This is a genomic window from Pseudomonas sivasensis, from assembly GCF_021391435.1.
Taxonomy (GTDB): domain Bacteria; phylum Pseudomonadota; class Gammaproteobacteria; order Pseudomonadales; family Pseudomonadaceae; genus Aquipseudomonas; species Aquipseudomonas sivasensis.
Map to the genome: position 1 here is coordinate 3,467,629 of NZ_CP090029.1, position 17,886 is coordinate 3,485,514.

The window sequence follows — 17,886 nt, forward strand, 5'->3', positions numbered from 1 at the left end:
GAGGACTCTTTTGAACCCCGCCGTCTGGCCGCCGCCTCGGATAATCAGGCATCCCCCTGCGCATTCCGAGGCCTTCCCTTATGACGAGCTCATCCACCGAACAGGTCAGCCCCCAAACCCTGCGAAAGGTCATCATCGCCGCCGGCATCGGTAACTTCGTCGAGTGGTTCGACTTCGCCGTCTACGGCTTTCTTGCCACCACCATCGCGCAACAATTCTTCCCCAGTGGCGATGCCAGCGCGGCGCTGCTCAAGACTTTTGCAGTGTTTGCCGTGGCCTTCGCCTTTCGGCCGTTGGGCGGGATTTTCTTTGGCATGCTCGGCGACCGCATCGGCCGCAAGCGTACCCTGGCCATGACGATTTTGCTGATGGCCGGTGCGACCACCTTGATCGGCCTGCTGCCCACTTACGCCGCCATCGGCGTGACAGCGCCGATTCTGTTGTCGCTGATTCGCTGCGCCCAAGGCTTCTCCGCCGGGGGCGAATATGCCGGTGCCTGCGCCTATCTGATGGAGCACGCGCCGAGCAACAAACGCGCCTGGTACGGCAGCTTCGTGCCGGTGTCGACGTTCTCCGCGTTCGCCGCTGCCGCAGTGGTGGCCTACGCCCTTGAGGCGTCGCTGTCCGCCGAGGCGATGGGCAGTTGGGGCTGGCGCCTGCCGTTCCTGATCGCCGCACCGCTGGGTCTGGTCGGGCTGTATCTGCGCTGGAAACTGGATGAGACACCCGCCTTCCAGGCCGTGAAGCAGGAACACGCGGTCGCCCACTCTCCGCTCAAGGAAACCTTGCGCAACCATGGTGCGGCGATTTGCTGCCTGGGCGCGTTTGTGTCGCTGACGGCGCTCTCGTTTTATATGTTCACCACCTACTTCGCGACATACCTGCAGGTGGCAGGTGGGCTGAGTCGGGCGGCGGCGTTGCTGGTGTCGTTGATCGCGCTGATTTTCGCCGCGGCCATCTGCCCGCTGGCGGGGCTGTATTCGGATCGGGTGGGGCGTCGGGTCACGGTAATGACCGCCTGCGTATTGCTGATGGTGGTGGTGTATCCGTCGTTCCTGATGGCCAGTTCAGGTTCGTTCGCGGCCTCGATCGTGGGGGTGATGCTGCTCGCGGTGGGTGCGGTGTTATGTGGGGTGGTCACGGCGGCGTTGCTGTCGGAGACCTTCCCGACTCGGACGCGGTATACCGCCTCGGCGATCACCTACAACATGGCCTATACAATCTTTGGGGGTACCGCGCCGCTGATGGCGACATGGTTGATCAGCACCACGGGCAGCAACCTGTCACCCGCGTTTTATCTGATAGCCGTAGCGTTGCTGGCGCTGGCAGGCGGGTTGGCGTTGCCGGAGACATCGAGGATCTCCCTGCATGACGTGGGCGCTGAGGAAAAAGGCTCAGCGGCGGTGCTCTCGCGTTAGTGCTACATGACGTAATGCCCACGAATGCGGTGGGTCAGGTAAGAATACTTCGCCTGTACCGCCGCCTTCGAAGCCTCGCTAAAGCTCGACATCTCCCACAGGAAACTGGGTAAAGCAGGTATCAGCGCTTCACGCAGACAAACAAAGCATTCCCGCTCGTGCCCTCCCAGGGCGTGATGCATTCGTAGTCATGCTCGAAGATGTGCACCTCGAACTGTGGCGTCAACAACTGCTGCAACTCGGTGAAACTGAAGGCGACCATCGGGTGTTCGTCCTGCCAAGCCTCAGTCACACCCCCGGTGGTCTTCTCGATACTCAGGCGCAGCGCCTGCTGCTCGCCCTCCTCGCTGTAGTGCCAGCCGGAACCGAAGGTGAAGTGGCTGCCTTCAAACTCAACGCTATGGCGTACCAGCAAACGGTTGTCGATGTGCTGCTTGTCCACCGCGTTGAAACAGAACACGCCATTTTCGGCGAGCGCCTCGTGCACGCTGGTCAGGCACATGCGCAGTTTGGCCAGGCTGGCGTTGTAATGGGTCGAGTAGAGAAAGCAGGTGATCAGATCTTGCGCGTCGTCCACCTGGAAACCCGCCATGTCCTGGCGGCTGAACCGTGCCTCCGGGCAGCGCAGTTGGGCGAGGTCCAGCATCGGTTGGCTGATGTCCAGGCCGGCGCTGTGGTAGCCAAAGTCGAGGAAATGACGCACATGGGGCCCGGTGCCGCAGGCCAGGTCCAAGTGCCGACGCCCGTTATTGCCGAACAGTTGGTGCAACCGGCGAACGCTGTGACTCTGTGCGCGATAGTCGATGTCGGCGCACATCAGGTCGTAGTAGATGGAAAGATCGGTGTACAGCGCGTTGGAGGACATAGGTAGCCAGAGCGGTCGGCGGGAATTTCGCGGCGGCATGGTAACTCAGTCCGTCGTCAGAACCGTTACACTCGCGCCTCAATCATCCGCCAAGGAGGCAACCATGAGCGTTCGTGGTCAAGACCGTCAGATCGACAACATAGAATTCAACGTGGGCGACATCCACCGCAGCAAAGCCTTCTACGGCGCCGTTTTCGGCTGGACATTCGTGGACTACGGGCCCACCTACACCGAGTTCAGCGATGGGCGGCTGACGGGCGGGTTCACCACGGGAGAACCCGTTCGGCCAGGGGGGCCGTTGGTGATTTTGTTTGCGAATGACCTCGAAGGGGCGCACCAACGCATCACGGCGGCAGGCGCTGTGATAAGCCGCGAGACGTTTGCGTTCCCCGGTGGGCGCAGGTTCCACTTCATTGATCCGGATGGTTATGAACTGGCGGTTTGGTCGGATCAGTGAGTGATCGCTGCACCACGAGTGCAGGCCACGCAGTTTAAGTGGCCCGCATCGCACCCCCACGTCACGCCCAGACCGAGCAGGCCGGTGTCCTTGATCGCCGATGGGCCGTTACTGCCGAAGCTGGTTTTGCCAGCAACATCCGCCACGTAGTTGACCACCGAACGCACCTATTCCTCGCGCAACTCACGGCGCCAGTCAGTGCGCTGCGGGTTTGGTCTCGTAGTCGTGCTGCACAACGCCAGCGGAAAGGTTCAGATACCGGGCGTTGGCGGTGTAGGTCGCGACGAACGGTTGTTCCGACCCGGCATCGCCTTTATGCTCACGCAGCAAATTACCGGCGGCGTGCCCGCTCAGAGCGAGAGCACGATTAAAAAAGCACGACAACGCCGCTTATGCGGCGTGAAATTTGAGCTGGAGTCCGTTGTTACGGCGTAAACGGCTACAAAAAGTGATGTTCAAGGAAATCAAATAAAACTCAAGGAAGTCAAATGAGCACATGGTTCAGTAACATCCAGCTTGGCTTTGATATGGCAACAAGCTTGACAATTGTAGGTGCGGCAATCACTTGGACTGTTCAACAGAAGGCACAAGCCGAAGCTGAAAAGGTTCGCGAAATTAATCAACGCGCAACATCAACAGACCTATTTTAAATAAAATAAAAAATCATACTTCAGGTCAATTCATGAAAAATCTTTTGATTGCATCTATCTTATTTGGCTCCGCGCTTTCCTTGAAGGTCTTTGCAGGCGGACTGGAAGTCGAGCACAAACTAATCGAGCAGCGCTGGTACTCTTTCAATGACATCATAGAAAAGAGAAAGAAATATAGCAGGGTAGATATTTCGCGAGGGTATATCGAATATTACTTCGAGGGTGATGAATACACCGCCAAATACCCAGAAGAAAAGTTGTCGCCGCGTGCAAAATTCTATTCCAATCATGGGACCGTTGGAACCTATGCGGCTGCTGATTATGAGACCGAGCTAGACAAAGAGTGTGTAGATGTTGTCTCTGACTCTCTAGGATCATTTAGCGGCAGCTATGAAAACACTAAAAGACCTGATAGGCAACACTATAAGCGCATGGTTGTTGGCATCAGATCACTAACATACAAAGGCCCTGAGTATAACTTCAAAAGCCCTTCATCTTGGTCGCCTGTGGAGTTGCCCAAGGACAAAAGAAGTCTTCTGTGTGAAATTTATGAAGTCAAGAATGACGCGAGTGATCTGAAATACATTGTTTATGCTGCTTCAGTGGCAACCGCTATGTATGACGAAATTCATACGGCGCCACTGCCAGATAAGTCGAGTAACTAAAACTCCTCGCACTCATGCTGCGGCAACCATTGCTGCGGCATTAGCTGGATCAACCTTGAGGCTGTGAACGGGTTCTACCCCAGGCCCTGCAGTGTTTCTATGTCAGCATCCCGCCCCCCCCTTCACATAACGCGGCGAACGACTATGACCGACTTCGACTTCAAAACACATTTCATCTCGGTACTGCCTCCCGACCCGCCCGGCCTGGACCTCGGCTTTGACGAATTCATCACCTTCAACCCCAGTGACCTGGCCACCCTCCCCGCGCCAGACGCTGAATTCCTCCTCAAGCACGGCCTGCCGCGCGACGCCGCGCCCTTTCTGAGTTTCGAGGCCTACAGCCAAGCCGAAGCACAACGCAGGTTGGCAATATTCGCCATCGCCAACCACTATTACCCTTTGGGGCACACCGGCTCCGGGGACGTCATCGCGCTTGATCGACACAGTGGGACGATTGTCTATTTCAACCACGACGCCCATCACGCACGCGTACTCATCAATACCTCACTGCCCCAGTTCGCCCGCAGCTTGTGCGTGTTCCAGGCACATCTGCGAGACAACACGATGGCGCGCTGTTTACCCGAGATCCAATGCATCGATCCTGCCGCCGCCGTGCCGGGCACGATGTGGGCGGATGAGGTCAGCGCAGAACTCAACGGGTAGAAGTGAACGCTGATGACCCACCACGAATTGGCCGACCTCTATCGAGCCTATAACGCCGACCTCAACCGTCTCGACTTGATAAGGCCGCCATTGAAACGCAGCTAAACTCCACAGACCCTCGACTGCGTGGAGACTGCTCATGACCCACAAAAACACCCTCTGCCTCTGGTACAACGGGAGCGCCGAAGAGGCGGCCAAGTTCTACGCCAACACCTTTCCCGACAGTGCGGTGAACGCCGTGCATCGTGCACCAGCGGATTACCCGTCCGGCAAGCGGGGCGACGTCTTGACCGTCGAATTCACGGTACTCGGCATCCCCTGCATTGGCCTGAACGGCGGCCCGATCTTTCCCCACACCGAGGCGTTTTCCTTCCAAGTGGCCACCGATGACCAAGCCGAAACCGACCGGTACTGGAACGCAATCATCGACAACGGCGGCCAGCCGAGCGCCTGCGGGTGGTGCAAGGACAAGTGGGGCCTGTCGTGGCAGATCTCTCCGCGCGTGTTGACGGAGGCGGTGACTAACCCTGATCCAGCCATCGCCAAGCGCGCGTTCGAGGCGATGATGACCATGACCAAAATCGACATTGCGGCGATTGAGGCAGCGATAAAGGGCTGAGGCGGCAACTGGCGAGGCTATCCAGGGCTTCAATGCGCTCCGCCTGGCAGCGTCAGGCGCAATTGTCGCGTCGGCCCATGCGCCAAAAAAAGACAGCGAGCCGACGGTCCGGTTGCGACTCACCCAATACCGACCTAGTGTTTCATGTCTCCTCTGCGCACCCAGGTGACGCCATGCCTACACTCTCACGCCCCGCCGTACTCGAACTGATCGGCAACACGCCGTTGGTACGGGTCAGCCGCTTCGATACCGGCCTCTGCACGCTGTTCCTCAAGCTGGAATCCCAAAACCCCGGCGGTTCCATCAAGGACCGCATCGGCCTGGCCATGATCGACGCCGCCGAGCGTGACGGCCGCCTGCGTCCCGGCGGCACCATCATCGAGGCCACCGCTGGCAACACCGGCTTGGGCCTGGCGCTGGTGGGCAGGGCCAAGGGTTATCGGGTGGTGCTGGTGGTACCCGACAAAATGTCCACGGAGAAAGTGCTGCACCTTAAGGCCATGGGCGCCGAGGTGCATATCACCCGCTCCGATGTGGGCAAGGGCCACCCCGAGTATTACCAGGACATGGCTGCGCGTATGGCCCAGGAGATTCCCGGCTCATTCTTCGCCGACCAGTTCAACAACCCGGCCAATCCCCAGGCTCACGAGACCAGCACCGCGCCGGAGATCTGGGCGCAAACCCAGCACGACCTGGATGCCATTGTGGTCGGCGTCGGTTCGGCAGGTACCCTCACCGGCCTGACCCGATTCTTCAAGCGCGTGCAACCGGAGCTGGAAATGGTGCTGGCCGATCCGGTGGGTTCGGTAATGGCTGAATACAGCCGCAGCGGCCAGTTGATAACACCCGGCTCGTGGGCCGTGGAAGGCATTGGCGAGGACTTCATTCCGTCGATTGCCGACCTGTCCAGCGTGCGCCACGCCTATTCCATCAGCGATGAAGAGAGCTTCGACCACGCGCGCCAACTGCTCAAGGCCGAGGGCATTCTCGGCGGGTCCTCCACCGGCACCCTGCTCGCCGCTGCCTTGCGCTATTGCCGCGAACAAACCACGCCCAAGCGCGTGGTTAGCTTTGTGTGCGACACCGGCACGCGCTATCTGTCGAAGGTCTACAACGACCAGTGGATGACCGACGCGGGGTTGCTGCATTACAAACACTACGGCGACCTGCGCGACCTGATCGCCCGCCGCTTCGAAGACGGCCGCGTGATCAGCGTGAGCCCCGACGACACCCTGCTCACCGCCTTCCAGCGCATGCGCCTGGCCGACGTGTCGCAACTGCCGGTGTTGGTCAACGGCCGCGAACTGGTGGGCGTGATCGACGAATCCGACATCCTGCTGGGCCTGCACCACGATGCCGCGCACTTCACGATGGTCGTCGCCAGCGCCATGACCGACAACCTTCAAACCCTGTCCCCCAGCGCCAGCCTGGCCGAATTGCAAACTGAACTGGATCGCGGCTTGGTCGCCATCATTGCCGATGCAGGAGGCTTTTATGGCCTGATCACCCGCGTCGACCTGCTCAACCACCTGCGGAGATCCCTTGCATGAGCCAGCCTGATAAAAGTGCGTTTGCCACCCGTGTGATCCACGCCGGGCAGTTCCCAGACCCAGCCACTGGCGCGCTGATGCCGCCGATCTACGCCAACTCCACCTACCTGCAAGACAGCCCCGGCGTGCACAAGGGCTTCGACTACGGCCGCTCCCACAACCCCACGCGGTTTGCTCTGGAGCGTTGCGTGGCCGACCTTGAAGGCGGCAGCCAGGCGTTTGCCTTTGCATCCGGACTGGCAGCGATTTCCACGGTGCTGGAGCTGCTGGATGCGGGCGCCCATATCGTTTCCGGTAACGACCTCTATGGCGGCACCTTTCGGCTGTTCGACAAGGTGCGCCAACGCAGCGCCGGGCATCGTTTCAGCTTTGTCGATTTGAGTGATGTAACGGCGTTTGAAGCATCCTTGCAGGACGACACGCGCATGGTCTGGGTCGAAACCCCGAGCAACCCGCTGCTCAGCCTCACCGACTTGGCCGCCATCGCAGGTATCTGCCGCAGTCGCGGGATCATCTGCGTGGCTGATAACACCTTCGCCAGCCCCTGGATCCAGCGCCCGCTGGAACTGGGCGTTGATGTGGTGGTGCACTCCACCACTAAATACCTCAACGGCCATTCCGATGTGATCGGCGGTATCGCCATTGTCGGTGACAACCCCGAATTGGCTGATCGCCTGGGTTTCCTGCAGAACTCAGTGGGCGCCATCGCTGGCCCCTTCGACGCGTTCCTGACCCTGCGCGGCGTGAAAACGTTGGCCCTGCGCATGGAGCGTCATTGCAGCAACGCACTGGACCTGGCCACCTGGCTGGAGCAACAACCGCAAGTGGCGCGGGTCTATTACCCAGGCCTGGCATCCCACCCGCAGCACGAACTGGCACGCCGGCAAATGCGCGGGTTTGGTGGGATGATTTCAGTGGATTTGAACAGCGACCTGGCGGGCGCCACCCGCTTTCTGGAACACGTGAACATCTTCGCCCTGGCCGAAAGCCTGGGAGGTGTGGAAAGCCTGATCGAACATCCGGCGATCATGACCCATGCCAGCATCCCGGCGGCGACGCGGGCGCAGCTGGGGATTGGCGACGGGTTGGTGCGGTTGTCGGTGGGGGTTGAGGATGTGGAGGATCTACGAGCGGACCTGGCGCAAGCCTTGGCCCGTATATAACCCCCCCAAAAAACAAAGATCAAACGTGGGAGGGGGCTTGCTCCCGATAGCGGCGTGTCAGGCACTGAATATTTGTCTGAACCACCGCCATCGGGAGCAAGCCCCCTCCCACATTGGGTATGCGTTACACCTGGACTATGTTGGCACGCGCCGAATGCAGCTTCTTGTAGCTGTCAATCAAACGCAAATGCCGGTCCAAGCCTTCCAGCTTGATGCTGGTCGGCGTCAACCCATAGAACCGCACACTGCCATCGACCGAGCCGATCACCGCATCCATTCGCTCATTACCAAACATGCGGCGGAAGTTGGCTTCGTAATCCGCCAAGTCCAAGTCGTCGTCCAGTTCCATCTCCAGCACACCGTTCAACGCCTGGTAGAACAGGCCGCGCTCGGCGGTGTTGTCGTTGTACTGCAGGAACATCTCCACGCACTCCTTGGCCTCTTCATATTGCTGCAAGGCCAGGAAAATCAGCAGCTTCAACTCCAGGATGGTCAGTTGGCCCCATACCGTGTTGTCGTCGAACTCGATGCCGATCAAGGTGGTGATGTCGGTGTAATCGTCCAGCTCGCTTTCGATCAGGCGCTCGACCAATGCCTGCAATTCTTCCGTGTCCAGGCGATGCAGGTTGAGAATGTCCTCGCGGAAGAACAGCGCTTTGTTGGTGTTGTCCCAGATCAGGTCGTCCACCGGGTAGATTTCCGAGTAATCCGGCACCAGGATGCGGCAAGCGGTGGCGCCGAGGTGCTCGTACACCGCCATATAGGCTTCTTTGCCCATGCCTTCCAGGATGCCGAACAAGGTCGCAGCCTCTTGGACGTTGGAGTCTTCGCCTTCACCGGAGAAGTCCCACTCGACAAACTCGTAGTCCGACTGCGCGCTGAAGAAGCGCCACGACACCACACCGCTGGAGTCGATGAAGTGCTCGACGAAGTTGTTCGGCTCCGTCACCGCCTGGCCTTCGAAGGTCGGCTGCGGCAAGTCGTTCAAACCCTCGAAACTGCGGCCTTGCAGCAATTCGGTGAGGCTGCGCTCCAGCGCCACTTCCAGGCTCGGGTGGGCACCGAACGAAGCGAATACCCCGCCGGTGCGCGGGTTCATCAGGGTCACACACATCACCGGGAATTCGCCGCCCAGGGATGCATCCTTGACCAGCACCGGGAAGCCCTGGGCTTCCAGGCCTTCGATGCCCGCCACAATGCTTGGGTATTTGGCGAGCACCTCAGCCGGCACGTCCGGCAAGGCAAATTCACCTTCGATGATTTCACGCTTGACCGCGCGCTCGAAAATCTCCGAAAGGCATTGCACCTGGGCTTCAGCCAAGGTGTTGCCCGCGCTCATGCCGTTGCTGAGGTAGAGGTTTTCGATCAGGTTGGACGGGAAGTACACCACCTCGCCATCGGACTGGCGCACGAACGGCAGCGAAACAATGCCGCGCGCTTCGTTGCCGGAGTTGGTGTCGAACAGATGCGAACCGCGCAGCTCGCCTTCGCGGTCGTAGACCTTGCGGCAATAAGCGTCGAGGATTTCAGTCGGCAGCTCGTCGTTGGGGCCTGGCTGAAACCAACGCTCGTCCGGGTAATGCACGAACGGCGCGTTGGCCAGTTCTTCACCCCAGAATTGGTCGTTGTAGAAGAAGTTGCAGTTGAGCCGCTCGATGAATTCGCCCAATGCCGACGCCAGCGCGCCCTCTTTGGTCGCGCCCTTGCCGTTGGTGAAACACATTGGCGAGTGCGCATCGCGGATATGCAGCGACCACACGTTGGGCACGATATTGCGCCACGAGGCGATCTCGATCTTCATGCCCAGGCCGGCAAGGATCCCGGACATGTTGGCGATGGTCTGCTCCAGCGGCAGGTCCTTGCCCGCGATGTAGGTGCCCTGCTCCGACAGGCTGCTGGGCATCAACAAGGCCTGGGCGTCGGCGTCGAGATTTTCCACCTCTTCGATCACAAATTCGGGACCGGCCTGCACCACTTTTTTCACCGTGCAACGGTCGATGGAGCGCAGGATGCCCTGGCGGTCCTTATCGGAGATATCCGCGGGCAACTCGACCTGGATCTTGAAGATCTGGTTATAGCGGTTTTCCGGGTCGACGATGTTGTTCTGGGACAGGCGGATATTGTCGGTGGGGATGTTGCGGGTCTGGCAGTACAGCTTCACAAAGTACGCCGCGCACAGCGCCGACGATGCCAGGAAGTAGTCGAAGGGCCCCGGTGCCGAACCATCGCCCTTATAGCGAATAGGTTGGTCGGCAATCACCGTGAAGTCATCGAACTTGGCTTCAAGCCGGAGGTTGTCGAGAAAGTTGACCTTGATTTCCATGGGGGCACACCAGAATTACGGGCTAAACAAAAATGGCCGCCATTATGAGGTTTTTCATCGATAAGTTTCAGGCTTTTGACCAATGGCTGGCGAAATAGCCAATGTGGATTAATCTTCTGCACGTTGGCGCCGATGCACTGTGTGCAACCAGGGAGTAGCCGGAATGCGCAACAACCAGCCAGTAACACAACGTGAGATTTCACTCGCGCCTTCGCAAAAACTTATCTCCGCCACCGATATTCACGGGGGCATCACTTACTGCAACGACGCCTTTGTCGAAATCAGCGGTTTTGAACGGGCCGATCTGATCGGCGCGCCACAGAACATCGTGCGTCACCCCGATGTCCCGCCGGCCGTGTTTGCCCATATGTGGCGTGCGCTAAAGCAAGGCCTGCCGTGGATGGGCATCGTCAAGAACCGCTCGAAAAACGGCGACCATTACTGGGTTAACGCCTACGTCACACCGATCTTCCACGGCCGCGAAGTCGTTGGTTTTGAATCGGTGAGGGTCAAGCCCAGCGCCGATGAAATCCGCCGGGCGCAGGTGCTGTATCGCCGCCTCAGCCAAGGCAAATCCAGCGCGCTAATCAAGGACACTTGGCTGCCCGCGGCGTTGAGTGCCGTTCCGTACGTGGCCACCGGCATCGCCGGCAGCATTGCCGGGCTTTTCCTCAGTGCACCGATCGCCATTGCGGTGGCCGTGGCCGTTGCCGTGCCGGTGGGTATGCTCTGCTCACGCGTACGCCAAGGCAGCACCTTGCGCCTGCTGGCGGGTGTCGAGCCCTCGACGTCGGATGCCTTGATTGCCCAGATGTACAGCGACGCCAGCGGCCCCCAGGCACGCCTGGAAACCGCGTTCCTCAGCCAAAACTCACGCCTGAAAACCTGCCTCACACGCCTGCAGGACAGTGCCGAACAACTCAGCGCCCTGGCCGGGCAATCGGATCAGTTGGCCACCGCCAGCTCCAAAGGCCTGGATCGCCAACGCGTTGAAACCGAGCAGGTCTCGGCGGCCGTCAACCAGATGGCTGCGACCACCCAGGAAGTCGCCAGCCATGTGCAGCGCACCGCCGACGCCACCCAGCAGGCCAACGTGCTGACCGGACGTGGCCGTGAAGTCGCGCGTGATACCCGCCTGGCCATTGAGCGCTTGTCCGCCGTCGTGGGCGAAACCGGCACCACCGTGGCGCAGTTGGCCAAGGACAGTGACGAAATCGGCAGCGTGGTGGACGTGATCAAAGGCATCGCCGATCAAACCAACCTGCTCGCCCTCAACGCCGCCATCGAAGCGGCCCGCGCCGGTGAGCAAGGCCGCGGGTTTGCCGTGGTGGCCGATGAAGTGCGCCAACTCGCGCAGCGTACCTCCCAATCCACCACTCAAATCCATGCGCTGATCACTCAGTTGCAGGCATCGTCCAACAATGCCGTGCAAAGCATGGAAAACGGCCAACGCCAGGCGCAGGAAGGCGTAGCCTGGGTGCTGGAAGCAGACCAGGCGTTGGTCGGCATCAGCGAAGCGGTGTCTCATATCACCGAAATGACCACACAGATCGCCGCCGCCACTGAGGAACAAAGCGCGGTCGCCGAGGAGATCAGCCGCAACATCACCACTATCGCGGAGCTGGCTGACCAGACGTCGATACAAGCCCATCAATCCACCGACCTTAGCAAGCAGCTGACCAATACGGCGGCCACTCAATATGCGTTGGTAGAACGCTTTAACCGCTGATCAGCCGCTGCATGGCGCCAGTCATTGAGCCTGGCCGGCGCCATGCCGCAGTTTTTTTTCGACGAATCCGCCGTCATGACCTAACCTTGCAAAACGCCTCGATGGCTTGAGCCATCGGTTGCTGAAATCATGGATGAGAGAAGGACAAGCCGTAACGCAAACGGGTGATCGTCCCAATGTCGTAGCACAGTCCCAAGCCGTTGTGCGCAAGGCGCAACCTGATGTATTCCCGCGTTCCTCCCCTGCATTACCTATCCGCATTATGGCTTTGGCTCGGGCGAGTTTTCATTTCGACTCTCTCTTCTAAAGGATGAACCCATGAGCGACTCAATCAGCCCCTCCAAGGACGACAAACCTTTCGAACCCAAGGGCGGTCCGCTGCCCCCTCGCAGCGGCAGCCAGGCTTTACCAGAAAACAAGTGGTACTACCTCAAGCTTCAATACGTCGATGACAACGGCAAGGTGCAGGATAGTTTTGCCTATTTCGTAGGCAACCAGGCCAGCTGGAGCTTTTGGGACTACATCAGCGCAACGCCGTCCAACGGCGACAAAGCCAAGTTCAAAAATGTCTCCAGCGACGGCAACCGCATGCAGCTTCAGCTTCAGGACGGCAACTACCTGTCCTGCCGCGCGGCGCCGCGCCTCTGGCTTTATCGGTCAACGCAGGGGTACTCCGTGCGCTGGGAGATTACCGGTGGGCAGTTGTTCACCGATTACCACGACGGGCCGGTGGGCACCTCCCATGAACGGATCGCGGTTCCAGACGCCTATTACATGCGCGTCGGGGATGGAACGCCGCTCATAAACTGCGAATGGGTTGAAGCCACCGACTGACCCGCGCGCACGGCAAGGCCGCTCGCTTGTCGGGCGGCACTGCTTTAAGTTGGTCGCTGGGTAGTTTCCGGCATTCAAATCACCCATCGATGTTAAGCGGCTGGCTCAGCATCTGCGCTATTGCTTGCGATACATCCCCGTGAAGTAATCCGGAAAGTCCGGCGCCGAGTTGTGGTTGATCACCGCAAAACCCTTCACCAGTTGAATGTGATACGGGCCGGCGCGCCGGGTCGCCAACGGCTCGCGCACGATAATCAGGTTCTCGGTTTCCATCGGCACGCTGTGGTGCGCGCTGACGATGACCTTGTCGGTACCGGTTTCCTTGAGCGTTACGGTGAACTCCGCCACTTCACGGCCCTGGGCATCGCGGTCGGGGAGGATCTTCAGGTCCAGGTCGCCGTCACGGTCGAGGAAGTCGTTGCGCATCTGGTAGTGACCGTCACGCTGATCGCGGGCAACGTCACCGAGTTTCTTGTACTCAGGCTCACGGTCCTCGCGATGCAGTTGGATTTGCAACTCTGGCTTGTCACCCTGGGCGCCACTGACCCACGTGCCGGAGTAAGCATAGGGCTCGACGGTTTCCCGCGTGATGCGCCAGATGCCGGTTTGATGACCATCGTCGGCATATTCGTGCAGATAGACAAACGACTGGTCGCCGTATTCACCCAACTCGCCTACCAACTTGATTGGCTTGCCGCTGCCGCTTTTGGTGTAGCGCAATTCACCAATCAACACCGCGCCCTGTTGCTGGTACCAGAGTTGCACCGGGATCTTGCCGTTGAGGGTGCCAGCCAGGAACTCAGGATCCTCATTGACCGGCCCTTCGAGCCCTGGGGTTTCCAGCCACTGGCCGTCCTTCCACTCACCGGTGGTGCGCAGCATGTAGCCGCTGGGCATGCTGTTGTTGGCGTCATCGTCCGTCGCAGGCACTTGGGCCTGGGTGTACGCGCTGAGCCTCACCAACTCACCGTCGCGCATCTGATAGCGGCTGGCGCGGGTCCAGCAGCAACCCTGGTCGGTCTGCGAATGGATAACGCCGTCCTTGGGATTGACTGAAAACATACCGCCGGAGGTTTCGTTCGCAAGATCGGTCAGAGGGCCGTTGAGCACCCACTGCGTCTTGTGCGGGTCTTGCAGGTACACATCGTAACTGGACTGGAAGTCTTTATCCGCGCCGGTGCCATTGCGGATCGCCAAGTCCTGGCGGCCATCCTGATTGATGTCGGCAAAGTAGACCACGCCGTTCTCGCCCATCAAACGCCAGTCGACGGTTTTACCATTCTGGTCCAGCGGCACCTGGGCGTCCGGAGTTTGCAATTGCTGGAGGATTTCGAGGGTAGTTGCGTCGCGTATCGTGATCAGGGCTCGCGCCAGGTACTGCAAGTCCTGCGGCACCTGCGGGAACAACACTTCGACCAGGTATTTGCCGCTCGGGTCATTGACCGAGAACGAACGAGGCTCGGCCATGGCCGGGGCCGCCAGGGTCATGGAGAGGAGCACAGCGCTGACGAGCGAACGCATTCAAAGCATCCTTGCTGAAATTCGGGGGCGGCAGTGTAGCGGTTTCGCTGGCGGCTATGTGGCGTACCCCACGAGCGAAGGGAACCTAAAGCATTTCATCGCATCGTTTAGCGTGCCGTTCGAGGGCGAAACCCACCAACGCATCTGCAATACCGTCATGCTGTACCCACACAGCTTCCCCCTTATTGACCTTACTGCGCAGCTTGTTCAAATTGATGCTTTTCTGCCCACGTAATTGCTCTCGGTCAAGAATGTAGAAGCTCCAGTTATCGAGTTCCAACACCGTTTTCACCAACGCCTGCTTATTGAGCTTGAACCGCGCTTTCTCCATCGGCAGTGCACGAGATGGATTGGGGTTCCACTTATCATGAAGACGCTCGTTCTCCTGACACTTTTTATTATCCAATGCGAGATAAGCGAAGATGTAAAAGTCTGACCAATGCTCAGCGGGCAGCGGACTATTGGAGACACAATCGAATCCTTCAGCGAAGGAGGTATCGAACACCTGAGATTTGCTATAGGAGTCTTTCGATTTAACTTGGATAGTGAATTTTTCATCATTCATGAAAAACACGAGGTCATGAACATCGCCTTCCATCTTGGTTGAAAAATGCGAGGTGGGTACCTTGAAATCGGGGCTAGGCATGTTGAACAGTGCCCGATACACCAAAAACTCTGCCAGATAACCTCGTAGCAGGGGGTTATCCAATGCTGAAAAACCCCAGCCCCAGAAAGCCGTTAGAAACCCAGGTTCTATGGGTCTCCCCGATTGAGTCAACGCTTCTGTTCCAGTCAACGGATCGAGTAGATTCATATTTCTAACTGCACTCTTCACGCGAAAGTTAATAAAAGTTGGCGCCAATGCGGCTGCACGCTCTCGCCTCTCAACTGGGTTGACGCAGCAACCGCTCGATGGCCTTGCGCAAATCCCCATGCACCTCTTCGGCATAAGGAACAGCATTCTTCCAGTCATAAAACCATGCCGGCATCCGGCGCTTGTCGTCGGGTTCCGAGGCGTAGCGCGGGAATATATGGCAGTGCAACTCAGGCTCGGAGTTGCCCAGGATTTCGTAATTCATGCGCTGGGCGTCGGTGGCGTGCAACACCGCATCACCGAGGCGCGCCATGTCCAGCAGGTAAGTCGCGCGGGCTTCGGTATCCAGGTCGTTCAAACTCGCGACCACCGGATCGGGCAGCAGCAGGCAGTAGCCCGGCAGAAACTGCACATCCCCCATCACCGCCCAGCCCGAGGCCATGCGGCAGATAACCTTCTCATTGGCGCCGATGCGGGCCAGGGCTACGCGTTCCGTGATCAGTGGCATGTAGGGTCCTTGATGGGGGCAAGATGCGGGCGGCATTTTAACGCTTGCCCCCTGCTTTTCAGCAACGGGAACAGTCTAAGGGAGTTACCTGACAGGCCGCCTGAGAAAACGCCTGTTGCCCCACCAACAGCAGTTGCACAGCTTGTGCTGAATCCAAACAGGCTCTCCCTTTTAAAATTAAACGTATCCATTTGAAATAAAAGCATTTATCTCACTGGCATGGCGCGTGCAATCACCTTTGCATCGACCCAAAGGACACACCCATGCCCCAGACACTGCCCCAGGCGCTGCTGCATCAAGCCCACACCCGAGGGTCGGCGATTGCCTTGCGTTACAAGCGCCTGGGCATCTGGCAAGAGCGACGTTGGAGCGAACTGGCAGACGACATACGCCAACTCGCCGCAGCCCTTCACCAGCGCGACTTCGGGCCTGACGATGATCTGCTGATCATCAGTCAGGCGCGCCCCGAAGCCTTGCTGCTGGCACTGGCCGCGCAGTGGTTGGGGGGGAGCGTCACGCTGCTCGATCCCGAGCGCGACAATCGTGCGCTGCTGGTGCAACTGCGGCCGACATTTGTTCTCGCCGAAAACGCCGAGGCGATTCCGTCAATCAGTGGGCCCGGTGTGGTGGTGTACCTCGATGGGCGCGGTCTGGATCAACACAAAGGCCCCCACTTGGTCGCTTATGCGGACTTGCGCACGGACCTCCCTGCCCCGGCGTGCGCGGCTCAGTCAACTGCCCTCGCCTTTGTGTTCCACGCCGATACCCGCGTGCAGTTGACCCACGGGCAGTTGCTCATGGACGCGCGCACTTTAGTGGCCCGCGAACACCTCGACGCCAATGAGGAAGCCCTGGCCGCGCGGGTTTTCGCCGCCAGCGGGCAGGCGCGCTACTTGCTGGCGCCCTGGCTGCACGCTGGTTTTCGCCTGAACTTCCCCGAAGCCCTGGCCACCCGTGACACCGACCGCCGCGAGCTGGGCCCAACCTTGGTGCTGGGCACCCGTGAATCCTACGCCCGTCTGGAACAGTGGGCTCGTGAGCGCCTGCCGCTGCCGGGCACATTCAGTCATCGCCTGTACCGCTGGGCGATGCAGCCAACCCCATCGATCATTCGCCGCTGGCTGGGCCACTGGCTGGTGCGTCGACCATTGCTCGAAGTGCTGGGCATGAGCCGCCTGCGCGTGCCTTTGCTGGTAGGGCCAGCGTTGAGCCCGGACAGTGCGGCGTTCTTTACCGCCCTGGACATCGATCCCGGCCGTTGGCAAGAGCCAGCGCCCCAACACCAACCCGCCGACCAACGACTGCCTCACGCTGTCTGACGAGCCCCACCATGCATGCAACCACTCAAGCGGTCTTACTGCGGCTCGATGACATTACCCTGTCGTTCAAGGGCATCAAGGCCATCACCTCCATCAGTTTCGACGTCAAGGCCGGGGACATCTGCGGGCTGATCGGCCCCAACGGCGCCGGCAAGAGTTCGCTGCTCAATGTGATCAACGGCGTTTACCACCCCCAAAGCGGCAGCATCCACTACGCCGGCCACACCCGACGGCGCATGCGCGCGCATCAGGCGGCCGAAGGCGGGATTGCGCGAACCTTCCAGAATATCGCGCTGTTCAAGGGCATGAGCGTGCTCGACAACGTGCTCACCGGGCGCAACCTCAAGCGCCGCAGCAGTTGGCTGGAACAGATGCTGCGCGTGGGCCGCGCCCCGGGCGAGGACGACGCGCACCGCCTGCACGCGGAAAAGGTGATTGCCTTTCTGCAGATCCATCCCTGGCGGCATGTGCTGGTCGGCACCCTGCCCTATGGCCTGCAAAAACGTGTCGAACTGGCCCGTGCCCTGGCCGCCGAACCCACCCTGCTGTTGCTGGATGAACCCATGGCCGGCATGAACGCCGAGGAGAAAGCCCAGATGAGCCAGTTCATCCGCGACATCAACCGCGAGTTCGGCACCACCGTGGTGCTGATCGAGCACGATATCGGTGTGGTCATGGGCTTGTGCGACCACGTAGTGGTGCTCGACTACGGCCGCAAGATCGGCGACGGCACACCCGAGCAAGTGCGCGCCAACCCCGATGTCATCGCCGCCTATCTGGGAACTTGA

The 17,886-nt window shown here is 59.5% G+C and carries 18 protein-coding genes and 2 pseudogenes; 14 read left to right on the top strand and 6 right to left on the bottom strand.

Annotation, left to right across the window (positions count from 1 at the left end; genetic code table 11):
• The first annotated feature begins 80 nt into the window (after window positions 1-80).
• Window positions 81-1,418: an MFS transporter gene (locus LRO94_RS15560; protein ID WP_032885283.1), complete on the top strand. Its 1,338-nt coding sequence runs from the start codon at window positions 81-83 to the stop codon at window positions 1,416-1,418.
• A 121-nt stretch (window positions 1,419-1,539) separates the two neighbouring features.
• On the opposite strand, the gene LRO94_RS15565 is transcribed toward LRO94_RS15560, so the two are convergent.
• A complete protein-coding gene (locus LRO94_RS15565) occupies window positions 1,540-2,283 on the bottom strand; it encodes a class I SAM-dependent DNA methyltransferase (protein WP_032885285.1) in 744 nt (247 codons plus the stop codon).
• A 103-nt stretch (window positions 2,284-2,386) separates the two neighbouring features.
• Between LRO94_RS15565 and LRO94_RS15570 the strand changes: the two genes are divergently transcribed.
• Complete coding sequence (locus LRO94_RS15570; RefSeq protein ID WP_032885286.1) at window positions 2,387-2,740, top strand: VOC family protein; 354 nt, start codon at window positions 2,387-2,389, stop codon at window positions 2,738-2,740.
• Here LRO94_RS15570 and LRO94_RS15575 read toward each other — a convergent pair.
• On the bottom strand, window positions 2,734-2,907 hold the full coding sequence (locus LRO94_RS15575) for a hypothetical protein (RefSeq protein WP_179178913.1): 174 nt from the start codon (window positions 2,905-2,907) through the stop codon (window positions 2,734-2,736). The two genes, LRO94_RS15570 and LRO94_RS15575, sit on opposite strands and share 7 nt — an antisense overlap.
• Before the next feature lie 58 nt (window positions 2,908-2,965).
• Here LRO94_RS15575 and LRO94_RS15580 point away from each other — a divergent pair, with 58 nt between their 5' ends.
• The 7 genes from LRO94_RS15580 to LRO94_RS15610 all read left to right on the top strand — a co-directional run bounded on the left by LRO94_RS15580 (window position 2,966) and on the right by LRO94_RS15610 (window position 8,050).
• Entirely contained in the window at window positions 2,966-3,175 is a 210-nt protein-coding gene (locus tag LRO94_RS15580; protein WP_179178912.1) for a hypothetical protein, read from the top strand.
• 53 nt (window positions 3,176-3,228) lie between these two features.
• On the top strand, window positions 3,229-3,390 hold the full coding sequence (locus tag LRO94_RS15585) for a hypothetical protein (protein WP_179178911.1): 162 nt from the start codon (window positions 3,229-3,231) through the stop codon (window positions 3,388-3,390).
• 32 nt (window positions 3,391-3,422) lie between these two features.
• Window positions 3,423-4,055 carry a hypothetical protein gene (locus LRO94_RS15590; RefSeq protein ID WP_032885290.1) on the top strand — a complete coding sequence of 211 codons (633 nt, stop codon included), beginning with the start codon at window positions 3,423-3,425 and terminating at the stop codon, window positions 4,053-4,055.
• A gap of 144 nt (window positions 4,056-4,199) precedes the next feature.
• Window positions 4,200-4,718 (top strand): SUKH-4 family immunity protein, encoded by a 519-nt coding sequence (locus tag LRO94_RS15595; protein ID WP_164440561.1) that lies wholly within the window; start codon window positions 4,200-4,202, stop codon window positions 4,716-4,718.
• A gap of 139 nt (window positions 4,719-4,857) precedes the next feature.
• A complete protein-coding gene (locus LRO94_RS15600; protein WP_095184631.1) occupies window positions 4,858-5,337 on the top strand; it encodes a VOC family protein in 480 nt (159 codons plus the stop codon).
• Window positions 5,338-5,510: 173 nt separating this feature from the next.
• Window positions 5,511-6,887: a pyridoxal-phosphate dependent enzyme gene (locus LRO94_RS15605; RefSeq protein WP_179178910.1), complete on the top strand. Its 1,377-nt coding sequence runs from the start codon at window positions 5,511-5,513 to the stop codon at window positions 6,885-6,887.
• Window positions 6,884-8,050, top strand: a complete 1,167-nt coding sequence (locus LRO94_RS15610; protein ID WP_179178909.1) for a cystathionine gamma-synthase — start codon at window positions 6,884-6,886, stop codon at window positions 8,048-8,050. The genes LRO94_RS15605 and LRO94_RS15610 overlap by 4 nt, the downstream gene beginning before the upstream one ends.
• 124 nt (window positions 8,051-8,174) lie before the next feature.
• Here LRO94_RS15610 and LRO94_RS15615 read toward each other — a convergent pair whose 3' ends face one another.
• Window positions 8,175-10,373 (bottom strand): OsmC domain/YcaO domain-containing protein, encoded by a 2,199-nt coding sequence (locus LRO94_RS15615; RefSeq protein ID WP_032885296.1) that lies wholly within the window; start codon window positions 10,371-10,373, stop codon window positions 8,175-8,177.
• Between the two features lie 163 nt (window positions 10,374-10,536).
• Here LRO94_RS15615 and LRO94_RS28170 point away from each other — a divergent pair.
• The 3 genes and pseudogenes from LRO94_RS28170 to LRO94_RS15625 form a co-directional block, all read left to right on the top strand.
• A pseudogene (locus LRO94_RS28170) lies at window positions 10,537-10,806 on the top strand (PAS domain-containing protein); the annotation flags it as partial.
• 351 nt (window positions 10,807-11,157) lie between these two features.
• Window positions 11,158-12,102: pseudogene (locus tag LRO94_RS28175) on the top strand (methyl-accepting chemotaxis protein); the annotation flags it as partial.
• Window positions 12,103-12,420: 318 nt separating this feature from the next.
• Window positions 12,421-12,936: a hypothetical protein gene (locus LRO94_RS15625; protein WP_095184627.1), complete on the top strand. Its 516-nt coding sequence runs from the start codon at window positions 12,421-12,423 to the stop codon at window positions 12,934-12,936.
• Window positions 12,937-13,053: 117 nt separating this feature from the next.
• On the opposite strand, the gene LRO94_RS15630 is transcribed toward LRO94_RS15625, so the two are convergent.
• The 3 genes from LRO94_RS15630 to LRO94_RS15640 all read right to left on the bottom strand — a co-directional run bounded on the left by LRO94_RS15630 (window position 13,054) and on the right by LRO94_RS15640 (window position 15,779).
• Window positions 13,054-14,457, bottom strand: coding sequence for an XAC2610-related protein (locus LRO94_RS15630; protein ID WP_179178908.1), 1,404 nt, complete (start codon window positions 14,455-14,457; stop codon window positions 13,054-13,056).
• 85 nt (window positions 14,458-14,542) lie between these two features.
• A complete protein-coding gene (locus tag LRO94_RS15635) occupies window positions 14,543-15,271 on the bottom strand; it encodes a hypothetical protein (protein WP_179178907.1) in 729 nt (242 codons plus the stop codon).
• 70 nt (window positions 15,272-15,341) lie between these two features.
• Window positions 15,342-15,779 carry an HIT family protein gene (locus tag LRO94_RS15640; protein ID WP_032885300.1) on the bottom strand — a complete coding sequence of 146 codons (438 nt, stop codon included), beginning with the start codon at window positions 15,777-15,779 and terminating at the stop codon, window positions 15,342-15,344.
• A 263-nt stretch (window positions 15,780-16,042) separates the two neighbouring features.
• On the opposite strand from LRO94_RS15640, the gene LRO94_RS15645 reads away from it, so the two are divergent.
• Both LRO94_RS15645 and LRO94_RS15650 read left to right on the top strand, forming a co-directional pair.
• Entirely contained in the window at window positions 16,043-17,098 is a 1,056-nt protein-coding gene (locus tag LRO94_RS15645; protein ID WP_179178906.1) for an AMP-binding protein, read from the top strand.
• 11 nt (window positions 17,099-17,109) lie between these two features.
• Entirely contained in the window at window positions 17,110-17,886 is a 777-nt protein-coding gene (locus LRO94_RS15650) for an ABC transporter ATP-binding protein (protein WP_179178905.1), read from the top strand.